An 18,354-nucleotide genomic window follows, 5' to 3' on the forward strand; every position below is an offset into this window, starting at 1 on the left:
ATCCCCTGCGATTACAGATGGCGGTTAAAGCCGCCGGAGACGTCCAGCGCCGCACCGGTGGTAAAGGAAGCCAGCGGCGAAGCGAGGAACAGCAGCGCGCGCGCCGGTTCCTGCGGCTTGCCGAGGCGTTTCATCGGAATGCCCCGCCGTTCGGCGATCGCCGCCGTCCACTGTTCCCAGGTTTGCTCCTTGTCGCCGCGCGCCTCGAAACGGCGGCGCCACTGGCCGGATTCCACCATGCCCAGCAGGATCGAGTTGACGCGGATGCCCTTCTCCACCAGCTCTTTCGACAGCGTCAGCGTCATATTGAGCAGCGCCGCACGCGCCGCCGAGGTGGCGATCATGTGCTCCTCCGGCTGCAGCGCCAGCAGCGAATTCACGCAGGTGATCGAGGCGATGTCCGAACGCTCCAGCGCCGGCAGGAACGCCTGCACCGGGTTGATGACGCCGAACAGCTTCAGCTCGGCCTCATGCAGCCAGGCCTCGCGCGGCGTCTGATCGAAATGGGCGACAAAGCCCTGGCCGGCGTTGTTGATCAGCAGATCCGCACCGCCGAAATGCGCCGTCACCTGGGCGGCGAACTGCGCCACCTGCTGCGCGTCCAGCACGTCGCAGCGCAGCGCCAATATGTCGGCCTGGGGAAATTCATCGCGCAGGCGGGCTTCCGCGCCGGCCAGCTTCTCCCGATCGCGGCCGCAGAACGCCACCCTTGCCCCTTCCGCCAGCAGCAGCCGCAGGGTTTCAAAACCGATGCCCGACGAGCCGCCGGTCACCACCGCCACCCGTTTTTCAAGCTGAAAATTCATGGTTGAATCGCTCCCGTAAAATCCTGCACATAGCGGTTAAAACAGGCCGGCGCGTCGAGGTAGCTGGCGTGGCCGGCGCCTTCGATCAGCCGCAGCGGCGCGTCCTGCTCCCGCGCCAGGCGGCCCGCGCCCTCCGGCGGCGTAATGCGGTCTTCATCGCCGCACCACACCTCCAGCGGGCCGCGATAACGCGCCAGATAGCCGCCGATGTCGTCGTTGGCCAGCATCCAGGCGGCGCTGAGAAAGCCGTCGGGATCGAGCTGCTGCATGCCGTTGCGCACCCAGGCGATATTTTGCGGATCCGCCCCCGCACGCAGCAGCGCCGCCGCCCGTTGCTCGCCATAGCCCTGCGGCCCCAGCGTTTCCATCATCTGTTTGCGCTGGCCATACACCTGCCGCCGCTTTTCTTCCGGCGCGGTGGCGTAGCCCTGCGCCGGGCTCGCCAGCGCCAGCCCGCACAGCCCGTCGGGGTAGCCGGCGGCATAGGCGCTGCCGATCAACGCGCCGAGCGAATGGCCGACGATCAACGGCTGCTCCAGCCGCAGCTCGGCCACCAGCGCCGCCAGCGCCGCGGCATAGGCCGCCGCAGTGGCGTTCGGCTCCGCCAGCGGCAGGCTGCCGCCGTAGCCCGGCGCATCCCAGGCCAGCAGACGGTGCCCGTCGAGCAAGCCGCGGTCGTTGAACTGCCTGATCCACGAAGCGGAGCTCGAGCTGATGCCGTGCAACAGCACCACCGGTCGCCCGCGCCCGGCCTCGCGCCAGCCGAGGACATATTCCCCGCGGCGCACCTGCTGACGTTGCGGCAGGCGGTTCATCAGTTGCGCTTCACTTGGGATAACGGATGATCCGCCGGGTAGGTCGGGGTTTCCGGCTTGGCGGTGCCGAGCATTACGCACATCAGCGCCTCTTCCTCGCCGTGGTTGAACAATCCGCGATAAACGCCGGCCGGCACCGAGATCAGGTCGCGTTCCTTGAGCTTGGTCTCGTAATAGTCTTCGCCGTCCTGAATCATCAGCGTGATGCTGCCCTTGAGCATGAAGAACACCTCTTCCACGTCGTCGTGCAGATGCAGCGGGCCTTCGCACTTCGACGGCAGCACCATGGTGGAGAAGGTGAAATTGCCCGCCGGAATGGTGTTGGTGTCGCTGGCCACGCCGGTGGCGCCGGTGCCGATATAGCGCATCTGCGCGCGGCGGTATTTCGGGTCGAAGTCGGCCTGGAACTTCAGCGCGTTCCAGTCGTATTTGCGGCCTTCGAAGCGGGCGATGCGCGATTCCACCCAGTTTTCCATCGACAGTTCCTGCGGCTTGACGCCGGCTTTGTTATCAACCTGAGACATGTTGTCACTCCTCATTACGTCAGACGATTATCAGTACTTTTTCAGCAACGGCAGCAGAATGATGCAGCCGATGAAGGCCATCACCACCAGGAACAGCAGGCCGTTATCCATGTTGCCGGTGGCGGCGATCAGCGCCCCCATCAGCACCGGCGCCAGCGCGCCGGCAAAATTGCCCAGTCCGTTGAAAATGCCGCCGGCGGTGGCGCTGACCTTGCTGCTGGTGGCTTTCGCCAGCAGCGCGAAGATATTCGGCGCCCCGGCGCCCCACATGAAGGTGCTGAAGGCCATGGCGGCGATCACGCCGTAGGTGCCCTGCAGATGCAGCACCAGCGCCAGCCCCGCGCCGGCGCCGCACAGCGATAGGAAGCAGGCCAGCGCGCGGCGATCCAGCTTGTCCGACAGCCAGGCGCCCAGCACTTCGCCGAGCAGCATGGCGATGAACGGCAGCGAAGACAGGTAGCCGGCGTGCTCCAGGTGGATGCCCTTGCCCTTGATCAGGTAGCTCGGCAGCCAGCCGTTCATCCCCCACAGGTAGGTGAGGAAGGCGATGTTGAACAGGCAGATCATCCAAAAGTGCGGGCTGCGCAGCAGCTCACGGCGATGCTGTTTGCGTTCGGCGATCGCCGGTTGGGAAACCGTGGCCGCCGCCGGACGCGCCACGTTCAGATGCCGCATGCCGAACAGCACCAGCAGCATCACCGGCAGCGTCAGAAACGCCATAAAGAAGAAGGTGGTCTGCCAGTCGAAGGTATTGAGGATGTACAGCGTGACCGGGAAACCGAGCGCGGCGCCCAGCGGCGTGCCCAGCAGCCACAGCATGGTGGCGCGCGCCTGCAGCCGCTGCGGAAAAGCCTGGCGGATAATGGCGTAGGCCATCGGCAGCAGCGGGCCTTCGGCGATGCCGAGCAGAATGCGCAGCGTCATCATGGCGTGATAGGAGCGGGCCATGCCCATCAGCACCATCAGCACGCCCCACACCACCATCATGCCGATCAACACCTTGACCGGGTTCAGCCGGTCGCCGATGCCGCTGAGCAGCATCGAGGAGATGCCGTAAGAAAACAGAAACGCGCTCATCAACAGCCCCAGCCGCGCCGGATCAAAGCTGATGCCCAGCGCCTGCTGGAATTCGCCGTCGGAAAACAGCGCCGCGATGCTGATCTTGTCGAAAAACGCCAGCAGCACGCAGGCAAACAGCGCGATCGGCACCGACCAGCGCACCCGCTGCTGCGGATTTTCGGCAACGGCTTCCCCCACCCGTCCAGCGCGGGCGTCAATGTCTTGCGTAGTCATGAAACGCTCCCGAAATCGGACGTTATTTCAACGCCATCAGAGAAAACTCCACGTCCGCCAACTGCTGCGGTTCCAGTACCCTTCCGCTGGCCAGCCAGCGTTTGCCGAGCTTGATGGTGCGCGCGTCGTTGAAGGCCACCATCTGCACCAGTTGCCGGTCGGCGTTCAGCGTGAAGAACACCCGCGACTGCGGCGTGCGCCGCACGATGTGGTGCACCCCGCCGATCGGCACGCCGAGGATCTGAATATTGACGTCGTATTGATCCGACCACAGCCAGGCCACGTCGTCGTAAGGGGCGGCGAAGGCGTCGAGCATGGCGCAGGCGGTGCTGATGGCCTGGTTCTGCGCATAGGCCCAGGACTGCAGGCACAGGCCGAGCGTCGGGTGGCGCGCCACGTCGCCGGCGGCGAAGATCGCCGGGTGGCTGGTGCGCCCCTGGCCGTCGACCACGATGCCGGCGTCGACTTTCAGCCCGGCGCTGTGCGCCAACTCGAGGTTAAGTTCTACGCCGATCCCCACTACCACCAGATCGAACGCCTGAGGATCGCTGATTTCGCTGCCGATCCAGGCCACGCCGTCGCGGTCTTCCAGCGAGATCTCGCCGCAGCCGCACAGCACTTTCACACCCTGCTGTTGATGCAGTTCGAGCAGCGCCTGGGATACCCCGGCGCCGACGCTGCGCATGCACAGCGCAGGCTGGCGTTCAAACACCGTCACTTCGGCGCCGAGGCGGCGCGCCGAAGCGGCGATCTCCAGCCCGATCCAACCGCCGCCGACGATCGCCAGCTGGCGGCAGCCCTGCAGCGCCTGGCGCAGCCGGGCCGCATCGTCCCAGGAGCGCAGCGTCATCACCCGCGGGTGGCGGGCCCAGGCGGCATCGGGCAAGCGCGGCCGGCCGCCGGTGGCGATCAGCAGTTGATCGAACCGCAGCCGTTGGCCGTCGCTGAGGGTGACTATCTGCCGCTGGGCATCGATCGCTTCGGCGCGCAGCGGGCGGCGCCAGTCGATATTCAGCGCCGCCACCGTCTGTTCGCTGAACAGCCGGCTGAGCGGTGCGGCACCGTCCAGCAGCGCCGCCTTGGACAGCGGCGGACGCTCATAAAAGTCGTAGGGCTCGTCGCCGACCACCGTCAGCCGGCCGGCGTAGCCGCGGTCGCGCAGCGTTTTCGCCGCCCAGCCGCCGGCCTGGCCGCCGCCGATGATCAGGATGCCCGCCGGTTCTGGCTGGCTCATAGCGCCTCCGCCTTTTTCTGCTGGCGACGGGTGTCGTGATCGATACCGCCTTCCACCGCCCATTCGGTGAACGACACCAGCGAATGTTCCAGCTCGCGCGGCCGCCAGTTCTCCGTCAGGAAATCGTCGTTGGTGTAGTACTCGAACGCGCCGCCGGTCGGGCTGTTGACGTACCAGAAATAGGCCGAGGAAATCGGGTGGCGACCGGGGCCGATGAAGGTGCTCCATTTTTCCTTGTTCATGGCGATGCCGCCGCCGATCACCTCATGGATGTCGCGCACGGTGAACGCCACGTGGTTCAGGCCGCGCGGGCGGTTGGGCAGCTTCAGCAGGAACAGGTTATGGTGGCCGCCGCGCGCCTGGGTGCGCAGGAATACCGCGCGGTCGATATAACGATCCGATACCTGGAAACCCAGCACCTCCCGGTAGAAGCGTTCGGTGGCCGCCAGATCTTCGACGAAGAACACCACGTGGCCGATGTTGATCGGCTGCGCCTGCGAATACACCGGGCTGGGCTGATCGATGCGGCGCACGTCGCCCCATTGGTTGATCGGCGTGACGGGCACATCAACTTGCCGCTGACGGCTGACGCCAAACCGCAGCGTCATGCCGTTGGGATCGACGCACTCCAGCTCTTCGCCAACCTGACGGAAGCCCGGCATCTGCGCCAACAGCGGCTGCAGCGCCGCCAGTTCGGCCGGGGAAGCCACGCCCCAGGTCATGCGGCGCAGGGTGGAGCCGCCCTCGAACGCCGCCGGCAGCGCTTCGCTTTGCTGCGGATGCAGCACCACGCGCGCCCCGCTCAGGGTAGCGAATTCGCGCTGGGGTTCGCCCCAGTGCTGCGTCACAGACTGCAGGCCGAAATCCTGCATGAATTTCTCGCAGGTAGACAGATCTTCGACGCCAAACTCCAGCTTTTCGATTCCGATTACGCTCATTGGTTGTGCCTCACGTTCTCGCTGAATGCGGTTTTCAGGCATGATCGAACCCCGGCCCCCGTTTTTCATGGGCCTTATCCCTGCCTGAGTAAAAGAGTAAATCCGGTCGGCTAGCCGACTTTTGCCTGCGGCGGCGCCCCGAGGAAGCCGGAGATTTTTTCCGCGGCGTCCCGCACTTCCATGCGCAGCCGTTCGCGATCCGCTTTCGGGATCTCATCGAACGGCACCATGATGCTGACCACCGCCTCGACCCGCCGTTCGCGGTTGAAGATCGGGTACACGATCGAGGAGATGCCGTGGCGGAAGAAGGACTCGCCGATCACATAACCGCGCGCTTTGTCCTGCTGCACCATCTGCCACAGCGCCTCGCGATCCGCCGGGGTGCCCGGCGCATTGCCCGGCAGCTGCGCCTGCGGGTACAGCTGTTCGAACTCGTCGCGGGTGGCGCTGGTCAGCAACATGCGGCCAAGCGAGGTCTGGTGCACCGGCAGACGGGTGCCGACGCTGACCTGATTGATTTGCGAACCGGCGGCGCTGACGCGAGCGATGTAGATCACGTCGCGTTCGTCGCGGATCGCCAAATGGCTGCTGCACTGGCTGCGATCGCGCAGCTGTTCAATCACCGGCTGCCCGGCCTGCGCCACGTCCAGCGAGGCGATATATTCGAAGCCGAGGCGCAGCACCTTGATGCCCAACGCGAAGGTGTTGGTGCGCGGATTGCGCTCCAAAAAACCCAGATGTTCCAGCGTTTGCACCACCCGGTAGGCGGTGGCCTTTGGCATGTCGACCAGGCGATGCAACTCGGCAAAGGTCATTTCCTTGTGCTGCTCGCCAAACGCCAGCAGCAGCTGCAGCCCGCGATCCAGTCCCGGGATCAAATACTTACATGCGTGATCGTCCGCCATGTGCTGCTCCTGGCTAAAGTGTTGAGTTAGTTGAAGACGAAGCCGCCGTTGACCGGCAACAGTTGACCGGTGACGAAATCCGCCAGCGGCGACAGCAGGTAAAGCACCGTGCCGTTCACATCGTCCGGGTGCTGCGCCCCGGCCAGCGCCCTTCCCTGTTCATACAGCTGATGACGCTCGGCGGGCACGTATTCGGTGGCCTCCACCCGCGTCAGGCCCGGCGCGATGGCGTTGACGCAAATTCCCTGCGGGCCCAGCTCGCGCGCCATCGATCGGGTCATCGCGATAATCGCCCCTTTGCTGGCCACGTAGGCCATCAGGCGCGGCGCGCCCCACAGCGCGGTATCCGAGGCGACGTTGACTATCTTGGCGTGCGGGTTCTGCGCCAGCAGCGGCACCGCCGCCTGGCTCACCAGCCAGGTGCCGCGCACGTTGACCTGCATCACCCGATCCCACAGATCGATATCGTATTCCATCATGGTTTTGCCGCCGACGCCGGTGGCCAACGCCGCGTTGTTCACCAGCCCGTCGATCGCGCCGCCGGCGGCGATCGCGTCGAACGCGGCGGTGATCGACGCCGGCGACGCCAGATCGATGGTCTGGGTTTCCACCAGAGCGCCCTGTTCACGCAGACCGGCGGCGCTGTCCGCCAGCTCGTCCGCCAGAATATCGCACATCACCACCCTGGCGCCGGCGGCGGCGATGGCGGCGGCGAAGCTGCGCCCCAGGCCGCGCGCCGCGCCGGTAACCAGGATGCGCTTGCCGGTCAGCAGGCCGTTCACTGCGCCGCCTCCCGCTCGCCGAGCATCGCCAGCTGCTTTTGCGCTTCTTTTTGCATCATGCGGCGCAGGCGGGAAAGGCCGACGTCGTGCTGGTAAAGATATTCGCGGCCGCGGGCGTTAGGCGCCATGTTTTCCAACACGATGCGATCCTGCTCCAGCACGTCCCAGTGCAGCGACTCGAGACGGTTGCGGTACATAAAGCGCCAGATATCACGCTGCCAGTCTTTCACCCTGCGGATGCGCCAGAAGAATACCCGGCAATGATCCTTGTCTTCCGGCACCACCATGCCGATGATCCAGAAGTGGCCGCCCGGCCCGAAGCGCTTTTTGTACGGGATCGACAGGCGCATCCAGTAGGCGCCGCTGCTGCCGAACTCCACCCAATCAAAGTTGACGCCGATCTGGCCGTTTTTCTTGAAGATAAAGCCGCAGTCGGTGGGCTCCAGCGCCATATCCGCCTTGCGATCTCCTTCCGCCATCGAGTGCGAAGAAGAGTGCAGGTAGGTGCCGTGCATGGGATCCATGACGTTTTCCAGCGCGTACTGGTAGTTGCAGTCCCAGCTGGCGGTGCACAGGAAGTTGCTGTACGAGACGTCGTCCGCCAGCTCCTGCGGGAAGGTCAGCTCCGCCGGCTCTTCTTCCGCGGTGACGCCGAAATAAAGGAACACCGCGCCGTAGGCCTCTTTCGCCGGGTAGGATCGCAGGCATTTCTGCCCCACCAGCGGGCACTTGTCTACCGCCGGCACGTCTTTGACCGTACCGTCGCCGCCCACCTCCACGCCGTGATACCAGCAGGCGATGCGATCGCCGAGGTTCCACCCCATGGAAAGCCGCGCACCGCGGTGCGGGCAGCGATCTTCCAGCGCGTGGATGGCGCCTTCAGCGTCGCGCCATACCACGATCTGCTGCTCCAGACGGGTGATGCCGACCGGGTTGTTGCCCACTTCCCAGCTGGCCAGCACCGGGTACCACAGGCCGCGCAGCCCCTGGTCGAGATAGTCTTGCAAATTCTGTGCGGAGGATGTTGTGTTTGCCGTCATTGTCTTCTCCCGGAGGTGCTCAGAAACCGTTAACGTGAAGGAATTCGCGGAACGTCGCCTCATTCCACGGCTGGCCGCTGCGATCGAACAGGCGGCGCTGATTCAACGCGCTGACTATCTGTTCCAGCTCTTCCGCACCCTGTTCGAAGATCTCTTCCAACGCCGCAACCAGCGCGGTTTCAAAACCGTCCGGCAGCCGGGCGCGGTTTTGCCAAATCACGTTCTGATACTGGCCCGGCTGATGGATCTGGCCGTTGCCGCCTTCACGGGCCGGGATCACCTGTTGGGTGTCCGGCAGCCAGGGATTGAAATCGGTGATGTGCTGCATGGTTACTCCTCCGCGATAAAGGTGATCTGAATTTGGTTGTCGATCACCCGGGTGGCATAGGTTTGCAGATCGCGGCCGCCCGGCTCGCGCAGGCATTGCCCGGTGCGCACGTCAAACAGCGCTTCGTGCAGCGGGCATTCAACCTTGCCGTCGTCAACAAACCCCTGGCTGAGCAAGGCATAAGCATGTGGGCAAACGTCTTCCAGCGCGTAGTAGTTGCCGTCGATCAGGTAAACCCCGACCTCTTTCCCTTCCACTTTGGCGGAGAAAGGAAAATCTTCTTTCACCTGAGACACTTCACACACGTTCTTCCAGCTCATTGCTTTTGTCCTCTATCTGATTGTTTCATATATGAAACTCAGTTTCTTATTTAATACAGCCACTATATGTCTGGTGAATCTTTCGTCAAGGGAGCAAGACGGCAATTGTTAATGAAAGGTTGTTTAAAAATGACAAATGCGGAGAGGATCACGAAAAAATGCACCGATATGAAAAACTGATGAACCTTCTGCGTTCCATAAGGAATTTATCGCGAAAAAAACGTTGATCTGGCCGGTGTTATGCGGGTAAAAGTTTTCCCTCACGGGTCGAAACATCATTTTAAATAACAATTAATTTACATTTAATCGATTGAACCTGCCTTTCTGCGCCATGAAATCAGCGGGTTAGTTTCTTGTCGCCTGAATTTGACCATCGCCCGCCAAAAGGAGCGCATCGTGCAACAACGTCAACGCTGGTTCGGGGTCGTCGCCCTGCTGTTTTTGATCGTCATCGCCTACGTGGATCGGGTCAATATCGCCGTGATGCTGGTCAACCCCGAGTTCCTGCAGCACTTCCAGCTCGGCGGCAACCGCGCACATCAGGGCGTGCTGATGACGGTGTTTCTGCTCGGTTACGGACTTTCCGCCATGCTGCTGACGCCGTTCCTGGAAACCTTGATGGGTTACCGCCGCGCGCTGACGCTGAGCATCCTGCTGTGGGCGCTGCTCACCGCCGCCTCGCCGCTGGCGGGCTCGATGCTACTGCTGCTGGCGGTGCGCGCGCTGTTGGGCGTCAGCGAGGGGCCGCTGTTCTCGCTGAAAACCATGTACATCGGCGACCATTTCGCCGCCGACGAGCGCGGCAAACCCAATGCGGTCAGCGCCCTGGGCGTTTCGCTGGGGCTGGCGATCGGCTTTCCGCTGGTGAGTTTCCTGATGGCGCACTTCGGCTGGGCGATGTCGTTTTATCTGCTGGCGTTGATCAACCTGCTGCTGGGGTTGGCGCTGGTACGGCGGTTCATTCATCCGGCTTCGCGGCCGCCGCGCGCCGTGGACCGGCGGCCGGTGCTGCGCCGCGTCTGGGAGACCTTCGCGCAGGCCTGGCGCACGCCGATGCTCGGCTGGATCATGCTGATCGAGATCGCCACCCTCAGCTACCTGTGGGGTTCCAGCTCCTGGCTGCCGGCCTATTTGATCGACGAAAAAGGTTTTTCCATCAAACAGATGGGCTGGATGGCGGCGCTGCCGTTCATCGTCAGCATCGGATCGAAATACCTCGGTGGCGTGCTGCTCGACCGCATTCGGCCCTATCAGGCGCCGCTGATTTTCGCCTGCGGCGGCGCGGCGACGGCGCTGTGCATCTACGGCCTGATGCACAGCCAGCAACTCGGCTGGCTAGCCTTCTTCCTGCTGGCGGCCAATGCCTGCTGGGGCGCGCAGGGCGCGGCTATCCCCACCCTGCTGCAACACTACGCGCAGCCGCAGGCGGTGGGCAGCGCCTATGGGCTGATCAACGGCGTCGGCAATCTGTTTTCGGCATTCGTGCCGATGATCATGGGGATGGTAATGGCCAGCCAGGGCAAGGTGTCTTCGGGGTTCGCGGTGTTGGTGGCGTCGCAGCTGGTGACGCTGTTGGCGGGCGGCGTGCTGTTCAGCCGGATGCGGATGACGCGCGCGGCGCGGCGGGCATAGGCTGGCGCAACGCCAGCCTCGCCGATGGGCGGCTTAACGCCCTTTCTTTTTGCGGCCAGGCTGCGCGAAACGCTTGCGGCCCGCGGGGGCGCCGCCGGGCTTCTCGGCGCTTTTCGGCCCGCTGCCGGCAGGTTTTTTCCTGGCCGCAGGCTGGGCTTTCTTCGCGGGCTTGGCTTCCGAGGAGGAATCCTCGATCGATTTAAACAGTTCGATAAGCTCGTCGTCGGTTAAATCGCGCCACTCGCCCGGCGGCAGCCCGGTGAGGCTGACGTTCATGATGCGGGTGCGCTCCAGCTTGGTGACCTCATAGCCAAAATGCTCGCACATGCGGCGGATCTGGCGGTTGAGGCCCTGAACCAGCACGATGCGGAACACAAAAGGCGCTTCTTTCTTCACCTTGCATTTTTTGGTCACGGTGCCCAGCATCGGCACGCCGGCGCCCAAGCCGCGAATAAACTCGTCGGTCACCGGCTTGTTGACCGTGACCCGATATTCTTTCTCGTGGTCGTTGCCCGCACGCAGGATCTTGTTCACCAGGTCGCCGTGATTGGTCAGGAAAATCAGCCCCTGCGAGTCTTTATCCAACCGGCCGATCGGGAAAATGCGCGTGCTGTGGTTAACGAAATCGACGATGTTGTCTTTCTCGCCGTCTTCGGTGGTGCTGACGATGCCCACCGGCTTGTTCAACGCGATAAAGACCAGATCGTCTTCGTTGCGGGGTTCGATCAGCTGACCGTTGACCTTGACGACGTCCCCTGGAAAGACCCGATCGCCAAGCGCCACGCGCTTGCCGTTGATAAAAACGTTGCCTTGTTCGATGTAACGATCGGCATCGCGGCGGGAGCAGATACCGCTCTCGCTAATATATTTGTTAAGACGTGTTGAAGGCTTGGTCAGCATGTTTTCTCCATACCCGTCGTCTTTCAAGCCACAGCGTTGTTACCTGCCCCCCACCCCAGTCACTTACAAAAGTAAGTTCCTGGGGATGAGCGAGCTGGGCGCCTAGCTGCGACTTGAAATCCATAGGGTATATAGATACCGGTTGTGTGTGTTTCTCTATGGTACCGTTACAAGCGACTCGGTTTACAGCCCATAACCGCCTGTCAATACTATTAGGTACTTATTTGGTTTTTTTAGCCGCCTGCAGGTACAGCATTTCCAGGCCTAGGGTCGCCGCGGCCAGCGCGGTGATTTCCGACTGGTCGTAGGCCGGCGCCACTTCCACCACGTCCATGCCGACGATGTTCAGCGACTGCATGCCGCGCACCAGCTTCAGCGCGCGATCGGAGGTCAGGCCGCCGATCACCGGCGTGCCGGTGCCCGGCGCGAACGCCGGATCCAGGCAGTCGATGTCGAAGGTCAAGTATACCGGCATGTCGCCGACGATCTGTTTGATCTGGGTCAGCAGGTCGTCCACGCTGCGGTCGTTGACCTGCGCGGCGTCCAGTACGGTGAAACCGTTGTCATGGTCGAATTCGGTGCGGATGCCGATCTGCACCGAGTGATGCGGATCGATCAGGCCTTCGTTCGGCGCATGGAAGAACATGGTGCCGTGGTCGTACTTGCTGCCGTTGGCGTAGGTATCGGTGTGGGCGTCGAAGTGCACCAGCGCCAGCTTGCCGAAATGCTTGGCGTGGGCGCGCAGCAGCGGCAACGTGACGAAGTGATCGCCGCCGAAAGAGAGCATGCGCTTGCCGGCCTTCAGCAGTTTTTCCGCGTGCGCCTGCAGCTTGTCGCTCATGTCCTGGGCGTCGCCGAAGTTGAACACGATATCGCCGCAGTCAACCACGTTCAGGCGATCGCGCAGATCGAAGCTCCACGGCCAGCGGTTGCCTTCCCAGGCCAGGTTGGTGGAAACCTGACGGATCGCCGCAGGGCCATGGCGGCCGCCGGCGCGGCCGGAGGTTGCCATATCAAACGGAATGCCGGTGATGACCCACTCTGCATCGCTGTCGTAAGGCATGAAGTTCAGCGGAAAGCGCAGGAAACCAAAGGCGTTGGACACTAACGAATTATCGGACTGATGGCCTAAGGTGCTCATAGTAAACCCTCGTAGTTCAACAAGTTGCCCAGACTCCGGTGCCGGGCGGTGACAAAAAAAAATCCCTCCCGCGTCGTTAGCCCGACGAGAAAGGGATTGATCTGATGTTTGTTTCGGTGCTACCGATGAAGAAGATTATGGCCGCATTTTGTTCGCGCTTCAAGCGGGCGCGCTCCGTGTTGCCTGACGGCAGACAAATCACGTTTCGCCCCAGCGAATTTTTCACCCCGTTACTGGCTTGATCTTCTCCCTACGGCAAGGGATTTATCCTTGATTTAATTGATAACGAGAGCTTCGACCTCCCCCATCACCCTCAACCAAAAATCCATGCTCTACCAGCTCAGATAAATGGCGCGTGGCGCTGGAACGACTGACCTTCCCAACGGCCATGTATTGCCTGTTATTGATGCCATCGGCAAAGTCGCCATCCAGCATACGGTTTAGAACCTTTACCTGTTCGGGTCTTAACACGCCTTGATCAAAACGGCTCCAATATTTAGTTTTGTCGATGGTCATTTGCACCTGAAACAGAGCCTCATTGATAGCACTTTGTAACGTATGCATAAACCAGAACAGCCATCCTGTTATATCCAGCCCTCCGCGCTGAGTGCGCTCAAGCTCATCGTAATAATCTGTTCTTTTTTCATTAATTATCTGCGACATGGCATATAACCGCACCGTGCTTCTTTCGGCCTGAGCCAACGCCAGATCGATGATCAGGCGACCTATCCTGCCGTTCCCATCCTCAAATGGGTGAATGGTCAGAAACCATAGATGCGCAATACCGGCTCGTAACATGAGATCCAGTGAGGTATTGGCCCGGCTGGCATTAAACCAGGCGACAAAGGCTTCCATTTCAGGCACCACTTTAGCGCCGTCAGGTGCTTCGAAGTGAATAACCGGCTTATCTAACCGCCCGGAAACAACCTGTACGGAACCCTGCCTAAAACGACCTGCATCGATGTTATCAAGCATGCCGCTACCTGCCGGAAACAATAGCATGTGCCATTTAAGCAACCGCTCGATTGAAAGAGGTTCATCCAGATTATTGATAGCATCCAGAGCTGATTCAACCAGCCCTTCAGTGTGTTTGTCCGTAGGGAATGGGGTCTCATCGGAAATGCCTAGATGGTTCGCCAACGACGACCGGACAGAACGCGCATCCAGTTTTTCACCTTCAATATCACTGGAATAAATGATGTTAGCCAAGACACTCGCAAGAGCCTGATGTTGGGTATCCATAGTGTCACTTCTGCCACTCAGCTTACCCTGCAGAAAAATGACTTCTCTCAGTAAAGGCTGCAACTGCTGCATATCATAGGTAAATTCAGGCCAAGAGACGTTTTCCCAGATCCACATGCTTCCCCCTCTCGAGTGAGTCAAATGCGCCCCTTATTCTACCCATAAAATGAGGCGAATAATAAGGCAATTGACTCATTTTTCATTTTAAAACGTCAAGAATCAGAGAAACGGCAATTTTCTACCGCTATTGTTTACGATGTGCCCAGCGTTGCGGCGGCCTGCAGCGCCAGGGAAGAGCTAGTTTTCTCACCATTATCTTCGCCCTTATTGATAGGTGAGGCTAAAGGTCGCCACCGCGTTGGCGTCGCCGGCGGCGATCTGCGGTTGCGTTTGGTAATAACGGGCGCCGAACGGATAGCTGCGCAGCCCCTGCGGGGCGGCTTCCAGCGCCAGCCGTTCACCCAGCGCCAAGGGTATGCCGCGGTACAGCAGCTGTACCCCTACGCCGCGCGCGCTGGTTGACGCATCGGGATTAACCAGCGCCAGCACGCCGGGCGCACCGCTGCCGACGGCGACGCCGTCGAACTGAATATTGACCTGGGCGCCGGCGTCGCAGGCCAGATCCAGCTGGAACGGCCGTTCGCCGCGCGTGCTGCCCTGGCCGCGAAAATCGCTGCGCGCCACTTCGCCCAGCGCCACCGTGCGGTTGCGATTGCCCTGCAGTTCACAGGCCAGCCGGGTGATGGCAGCCGGCTTTTGCAACGCAATATCCAGTACCGGCCGGCCGTTTAGGGTGCGGCGCGCCAGCGTTTCCGCCGTCAATACGCCGGAAGATAACGGCCCGATCACCACCAGCCGCAGGCTGACCTGCTGCTTGCCGGCGGCAATAATGCCATCGGCCGGCCAGCCTTCCTTGAAGCCGCCGTCGGTGCTCAACGCATAGCCCAGACCATTGACGCTGGTACCGTAGACCGGGCTGGCGCCGCTCTTCAGCCCGCTGTCACTCCCCAACAGATTGAGGCGAGCATCGCTAACGCTGTCACAGGGCGCCAGCGATGCAGGTTGCTGCACCTGACGCGCCCCTTGCCACACCACGCTGCCCACCGGCAGATCACGCTGCAGGGTCTGCGCGGGGATGTCGAACCACAGCCGCTCCGGAGTTTCCACCTGCGGGCATCCGCCCCCCCAGGCGCAGCTCGCCGCCCATAGCCCGCACAGGCCGAGCATCCGTATTCCAGTCTTCATCTCGCGCTCCTTAACGACACTGGGCCGCCATTTCCGGAATATCCGGGCCGGTCGTTTCCGGCAGGCTGTAGTTAACCTGGCACTGCTGATCCGGCTGTTTACCCCACTGCACCTGCAGCGTACCGCTGGCCGGCATGCCCGCCAGGAACAGCTGGCCGCCGTCGCCGACAATGCTGCTGTTGTCGCCGCCTGCCAGACCGGCAATAGCGCCGAACGGTACCGGGCGCCCATCGGTGCGCGTCAGCGTCATCATCAGCCGCGCGCCCACCTTGGTCCGGTAGTCCGCCAGCACCACCGCACCCCGGGTTGGGATCACCGTCTGGCCGGTCAGCTCCAGCTCCACGTCGTCCGCCAGGGTGGTCGGGTCCAGCGCAATCTGGTTCTGCCGATAGGCGGAGAGGTAAGGCACCACCGCATAGCCGCGGCCGTCGGTTTTTACCCCCACCTGGTTGACCACGCTCACCCCGCCGGCCGCCGGCGCGTGCACCAGCGCCACCGTGTCGTTCAGCGGCTGCGACAGCGTCAACCCGCCGGCATGCAGCAGGATGCCGCCCTGCATGTCGTAGTTCAGCCGCTGGTGCTGGCCGTTTTGGCTGAGACCGACGCTGAGCAGCGCCTTGCTGCCGCGATAGCCGAGCGAAAGATTGCCGTTTTCCCCTTCGCCCCGGTTGCTGTAGCCGCCGTTCAGCCCCCAGTTCAGGTTGTCGCCTTCCAGCGCAGTGCCGTTTATTCCCAGAGTTTGCGTGGTCTGTCCGTTGTTGCCGTTGCTGATGCCGTAACTGACCCAGGTGCTGTGCGCCCACAGGTTCAGCGGAACGCTGAGATTCAGCGCCACCAACCTATCGGTTGTTGCCCCGCGGTTCTGGTTCTGGCTGTAGTTGAGGCCATAGCTCACCCCTTTGGCGCTGCCGTTGTAGCCCAGGCTGACCGAGCGGCGTTTGCCCTGCTCACCCCAGCGTTGATCTTCCGTCAGGCTCAGGAACAGCGAGCCGGGCAGCGGCCCCAGACCCTGCTGCAGCGAAAGCTCCTTGCGGCTGCGGGTGACGTGATTGTCGGCAGAACCTTTGGTCTTCATCGCCTGCTGCAGCGTGGTATAACCTTCGCTGGCGTGGCGATAACCGGCCATGCTCAGTTGGGTGCCGGTGAACGGAAAGCTTTTCTCATAGCGCAGCCGCCACATTTGGCCCTGCCGATTGTCGCCCTGGGGGTTGTCTTCGCGCCGCCGGGCCCAGCTTTGAGTCATATCCAACGACAGCGCCCCCGCGCGGCCAAGGTTTTGCCCCACGCCCAGCGCCAACGAACGGTAGCGGTCGGCCCACTGGCCGCCGCCGTAAATGGTGCCGAACGGCAGGCCGTAAATTAAGGTGCCCTGCATGAACTTTTCGTCATCGGCGCTCGCGTCCTGCGCACGGTATTGCCCGGCGGCCAGGCCGTAGCTCAGGCGCCCTTCGCGCTGCAGCACCGGCAGCGAGGCGAACGGCACCAGCAGGCGCTGTTCCGCGCCGTCGCTTTCCTTGATGGTGACGTCCAGATCGCCGCTGCCGGAAACCGCATACAGGTCGCTGATTTCAAACGCGCCCGGCGGGAGGTAACGTTGATCGATCACCACGCCGTTCTGGCGGATGATCACTTCGGCATTGCTTTTGGCGATGCCGCGCACCACCGGCGAATAGCCGCGCAGGCTGTCCGGGTACATCTCCTCCACCGAGGCCAGCTGCATGCCGCGCAGCGGCAAGGAGTCGAAGATATCGCCCGGCGTGGTGGCGTCGCCCAGCGTCAGCAACCCGTTCAATGCGCTGATATCCCGTTGCACATAGCTGTTCAGCGTGCGCCAATGCGCTACGCCTTGGTTATCGCGATTCCACACCCCGTCATGGCGTAGCCGCCAGGCGCCCCAGTTGGCGCCGTTGCGCAGGTTAACGAAATAGCTGCTTTCATTACCGCCACCCTGGCGGCTGCGATCGTTCGCACCGCGCAGGGTATAGTTGCTTAACGCCGCCGGGATGCCGCTGTCCCACCGCTCCGGCGGCACATAGCCGCGGGCCTGGCGCTTTAACGCCGCCTGCGGAATGCTCAGCCTGAGTTGCTGCTGCTCGAACTGCAGTTCCGCCCTGGCGCCGGGGATCGCCTGCGGCAGGTTGATGCACTCGCCGGTTTGCTGCAGCGTGGGAAACCCGGCGAGATCGACATCAAACCCGGCCAGGTCTTCCAGCTTCAGACAAGGCTGCAAACGTTCCTGGCCCTGAGCATCCGGCTGCAACGAGAAGGCCAGCATGCGGGTATCCAGCCGCTGTTCATTGAGAAACACATCGACGCGGTATTCCCCCGGCGGCTGTTTGTCGCCGTCGGAAAACAACGCCAGATCCACTTCGCTTTGCGGCGTATTGCCTACCTGCAGCAACGACGAGCTGAAGCGGTATTCCGCCTGCGCCACGCCACCGCACATCAGCAGGCCGGCGATCTGCCAGGCCAACCGCGCCATCACAACGCCTGCTGGTGCCGCTCGCTCAGGCCGCCGTAGTCGTTGATCACCTGCCAACTGACCTGCTTGCCGCTGGCCGAGGCCGGCAGGGGGTAACTCAGCGTGGCGAACGGCGCCACCATCTGCGGTTCCTTGATTTTGTCGCCGGCGATGGAAACCGTGGAGAAGCTTAAGAAGTAAGGGGAGTCATTTATCGCCTTCAGCGTGTCGCCGCTGCGCTCCCAGCGCATTTTTTTGGCCGCTTCTTCCAGCGAGCCGCTCAGCGACGCCGGGCGGTAGAACAGTTTGATGCGGGTGCGTACCGCAATCTGCAGATGGTTGCCTGTGCCTTCAGCCTCTGGCGGTACGCTCTTGACGCTGAGCCAGAATACCGATTCGCGGTCTTCCGGCAGCGCCTGCGCGGTCTTCATCACCCGCAGGGTATTTTCCCTTCCGCCGTTCAGGCGAAACAGCGGCGGCGTCACCATGAACGGCGCCTTGACGTTGCCTTCCAGGTCGGCGTTAACCCAGGATTGCACCAGATAGGGCATGTCGTCCGGGTTCTTCACCCTGATGGTCGCTTCTTTTTTCGCGCCGGAATACACCAGCCGGGTGCCGCCAATCACCACGCCGGCGGCAACCTGAAAACTATTGATTAACAACGCGGCGCAAAGCGCAATATAGACTGGCTTCATTAGGGTTCATTCCATTGAGGTGATTGACTGAAACGCGCTGAAAAAATCGCCGG

Annotated in this window: 18 protein-coding genes; 1 reads left to right on the forward strand and 17 read right to left on the reverse strand. The window is 62.1% G+C overall.

Annotation, left to right across the window (positions count from 1 at the left end; genetic code table 11):
• Positions 1-11 precede the first annotated feature (11 nt).
• From CKW09_RS20350 to CKW09_RS20400, 11 genes are all read right to left on the reverse strand, one after another.
• Positions 12-806 carry an SDR family oxidoreductase gene (locus CKW09_RS20350; protein ID WP_061798687.1) on the reverse strand — a complete coding sequence of 265 codons (795 nt, stop codon included), beginning with the start codon at positions 804-806 and terminating at the stop codon, positions 12-14.
• Positions 803-1,621 (reverse strand): alpha/beta fold hydrolase, encoded by an 819-nt coding sequence (locus CKW09_RS20355; protein ID WP_095099157.1) that lies wholly within the window; start codon positions 1,619-1,621, stop codon positions 803-805. The genes CKW09_RS20350 and CKW09_RS20355 overlap by 4 nt, the downstream gene beginning before the upstream one ends.
• Positions 1,621-2,145 carry a cupin domain-containing protein gene (locus CKW09_RS20360; protein ID WP_061798684.1) on the reverse strand — a complete coding sequence of 175 codons (525 nt, stop codon included), beginning with the start codon at positions 2,143-2,145 and terminating at the stop codon, positions 1,621-1,623. The genes CKW09_RS20355 and CKW09_RS20360 overlap by 1 nt, the downstream gene beginning before the upstream one ends.
• Before the next feature lie 30 nt (positions 2,146-2,175).
• Positions 2,176-3,438: an MFS transporter gene (locus CKW09_RS20365; RefSeq protein WP_061798683.1), complete on the reverse strand. Its 1,263-nt coding sequence runs from the start codon at positions 3,436-3,438 to the stop codon at positions 2,176-2,178.
• Positions 3,439-3,460: 22 nt separating this feature from the next.
• Positions 3,461-4,672 carry an NAD(P)/FAD-dependent oxidoreductase gene (locus tag CKW09_RS20370; RefSeq protein ID WP_061798681.1) on the reverse strand — a complete coding sequence of 404 codons (1,212 nt, stop codon included), beginning with the start codon at positions 4,670-4,672 and terminating at the stop codon, positions 3,461-3,463.
• Positions 4,669-5,610: a VOC family protein gene (locus CKW09_RS20375; RefSeq protein ID WP_061798679.1), complete on the reverse strand. Its 942-nt coding sequence runs from the start codon at positions 5,608-5,610 to the stop codon at positions 4,669-4,671. The genes CKW09_RS20370 and CKW09_RS20375 overlap by 4 nt, the downstream gene beginning before the upstream one ends.
• A gap of 110 nt (positions 5,611-5,720) precedes the next feature.
• Positions 5,721-6,515, reverse strand: coding sequence for an IclR family transcriptional regulator (locus CKW09_RS20380; RefSeq protein ID WP_061798677.1), 795 nt, complete (start codon positions 6,513-6,515; stop codon positions 5,721-5,723).
• A 26-nt stretch (positions 6,516-6,541) separates the two neighbouring features.
• Positions 6,542-7,297 carry an SDR family oxidoreductase gene (locus tag CKW09_RS20385; protein WP_061798675.1) on the reverse strand — a complete coding sequence of 252 codons (756 nt, stop codon included), beginning with the start codon at positions 7,295-7,297 and terminating at the stop codon, positions 6,542-6,544.
• The gene (locus CKW09_RS20390) at positions 7,294-8,337 is read right to left on the reverse strand and encodes an aromatic ring-hydroxylating oxygenase subunit alpha (protein WP_095099160.1); all 1,044 of its coding nucleotides are present in this window, start codon (positions 8,335-8,337) and stop codon (positions 7,294-7,296) included. The genes CKW09_RS20385 and CKW09_RS20390 overlap by 4 nt, the downstream gene beginning before the upstream one ends.
• A gap of 19 nt (positions 8,338-8,356) precedes the next feature.
• The gene (locus tag CKW09_RS20395; protein WP_061798671.1) at positions 8,357-8,665 is read right to left on the reverse strand and encodes a recombinase-like helix-turn-helix domain-containing protein; all 309 of its coding nucleotides are present in this window, start codon (positions 8,663-8,665) and stop codon (positions 8,357-8,359) included.
• Positions 8,666-8,667: 2 nt separating this feature from the next.
• Positions 8,668-8,985 (reverse strand): non-heme iron oxygenase ferredoxin subunit, encoded by a 318-nt coding sequence (locus CKW09_RS20400; protein ID WP_061798670.1) that lies wholly within the window; start codon positions 8,983-8,985, stop codon positions 8,668-8,670.
• A 396-nt stretch (positions 8,986-9,381) separates the two neighbouring features.
• Between CKW09_RS20400 and CKW09_RS20405 the strand changes: the two genes are divergently transcribed.
• Positions 9,382-10,617 (forward strand): MFS transporter, encoded by a 1,236-nt coding sequence (locus CKW09_RS20405; RefSeq protein WP_061798708.1) that lies wholly within the window; start codon positions 9,382-9,384, stop codon positions 10,615-10,617.
• Positions 10,618-10,650: 33 nt separating this feature from the next.
• On the opposite strand, the gene rluF is transcribed toward CKW09_RS20405, so the two are convergent.
• The 6 genes from rluF to CKW09_RS20440 all read right to left on the reverse strand — a co-directional run bounded on the left by rluF (position 10,651) and on the right by CKW09_RS20440 (position 18,301).
• Entirely contained in the window at positions 10,651-11,517 is an 867-nt protein-coding gene (gene rluF / locus CKW09_RS20410; RefSeq protein WP_061798669.1) for a 23S rRNA pseudouridine(2604) synthase RluF, read from the reverse strand.
• 220 nt (positions 11,518-11,737) lie between these two features.
• Positions 11,738-12,658 carry an agmatinase gene (gene speB, locus CKW09_RS20415; protein WP_061798667.1) on the reverse strand — a complete coding sequence of 307 codons (921 nt, stop codon included), beginning with the start codon at positions 12,656-12,658 and terminating at the stop codon, positions 11,738-11,740.
• A 264-nt stretch (positions 12,659-12,922) separates the two neighbouring features.
• On the reverse strand, positions 12,923-14,017 hold the full coding sequence (locus CKW09_RS20425) for a Fic family protein (RefSeq protein ID WP_061798665.1): 1,095 nt from the start codon (positions 14,015-14,017) through the stop codon (positions 12,923-12,925).
• A 207-nt stretch (positions 14,018-14,224) separates the two neighbouring features.
• A complete protein-coding gene (locus CKW09_RS20430) occupies positions 14,225-15,145 on the reverse strand; it encodes a fimbrial protein (protein WP_083950379.1) in 921 nt (306 codons plus the stop codon).
• Positions 15,146-15,155: 10 nt separating this feature from the next.
• Positions 15,156-17,627: a fimbria/pilus outer membrane usher protein gene (locus CKW09_RS20435; protein WP_095099163.1), complete on the reverse strand. Its 2,472-nt coding sequence runs from the start codon at positions 17,625-17,627 to the stop codon at positions 15,156-15,158.
• Positions 17,627-18,301 (reverse strand): fimbrial biogenesis chaperone, encoded by a 675-nt coding sequence (locus tag CKW09_RS20440; protein ID WP_061798659.1) that lies wholly within the window; start codon positions 18,299-18,301, stop codon positions 17,627-17,629. Before CKW09_RS20440 ends, CKW09_RS20435 begins: the two co-directional genes overlap by 1 nt.
• Positions 18,302-18,354: the final 53 nt, after the last annotated feature.

It is taken from the genome of Serratia ficaria (assembly GCF_900187015.1).
Lineage (GTDB): Bacteria > Pseudomonadota > Gammaproteobacteria > Enterobacterales > Enterobacteriaceae > Serratia > Serratia ficaria.

Bases quoted from the DNA above. Each gene is read 5' to 3' on its own strand.
- CKW09_RS20435 (WP_095099163.1), bottom strand. From the start codon at position 17,627: ATGGCGCGGTTGGCCTGGCAGATCGCCGGCCTGCTGATGTGCGGTGGC.
- CKW09_RS20430 (WP_083950379.1), bottom strand. From the start codon at position 15,145: ATGAAGACTGGAATACGGATGCTCGGCCTGTGCGGGCTATGGGCGGCG.
- CKW09_RS20440 (WP_061798659.1), bottom strand. From the start codon at position 18,301: ATGAAGCCAGTCTATATTGCGCTTTGCGCCGCGTTGTTAATCAATAGT.
- CKW09_RS20400 (WP_061798670.1), bottom strand. From the start codon at position 8,985: ATGAGCTGGAAGAACGTGTGTGAAGTGTCTCAGGTGAAAGAAGATTTT.
- CKW09_RS20355 (WP_095099157.1), bottom strand. From the start codon at position 1,621: ATGAACCGCCTGCCGCAACGTCAGCAGGTGCGCCGCGGGGAATATGTC.
- CKW09_RS20360 (WP_061798684.1), bottom strand. From the start codon at position 2,145: ATGTCTCAGGTTGATAACAAAGCCGGCGTCAAGCCGCAGGAACTGTCG.
- CKW09_RS20350 (WP_061798687.1), bottom strand. From the start codon at position 806: ATGAATTTTCAGCTTGAAAAACGGGTGGCGGTGGTGACCGGCGGCTCG.
- CKW09_RS20395 (WP_061798671.1), bottom strand. From the start codon at position 8,665: ATGCAGCACATCACCGATTTCAATCCCTGGCTGCCGGACACCCAACAG.
- CKW09_RS20380 (WP_061798677.1), bottom strand. From the start codon at position 6,515: ATGGCGGACGATCACGCATGTAAGTATTTGATCCCGGGACTGGATCGC.
- CKW09_RS20425 (WP_061798665.1), bottom strand. From the start codon at position 14,017: ATGTGGATCTGGGAAAACGTCTCTTGGCCTGAATTTACCTATGATATG.
- rluF (WP_061798669.1), bottom strand. From the start codon at position 11,517: ATGCTGACCAAGCCTTCAACACGTCTTAACAAATATATTAGCGAGAGC.
- CKW09_RS20390 (WP_095099160.1), bottom strand. From the start codon at position 8,337: ATGACGGCAAACACAACATCCTCCGCACAGAATTTGCAAGACTATCTC.
- speB (WP_061798667.1), bottom strand. From the start codon at position 12,658: ATGAGCACCTTAGGCCATCAGTCCGATAATTCGTTAGTGTCCAACGCC.
- CKW09_RS20365 (WP_061798683.1), bottom strand. From the start codon at position 3,438: ATGACTACGCAAGACATTGACGCCCGCGCTGGACGGGTGGGGGAAGCC.
- CKW09_RS20375 (WP_061798679.1), bottom strand. From the start codon at position 5,610: ATGAGCGTAATCGGAATCGAAAAGCTGGAGTTTGGCGTCGAAGATCTG.
- CKW09_RS20370 (WP_061798681.1), bottom strand. From the start codon at position 4,672: ATGAGCCAGCCAGAACCGGCGGGCATCCTGATCATCGGCGGCGGCCAG.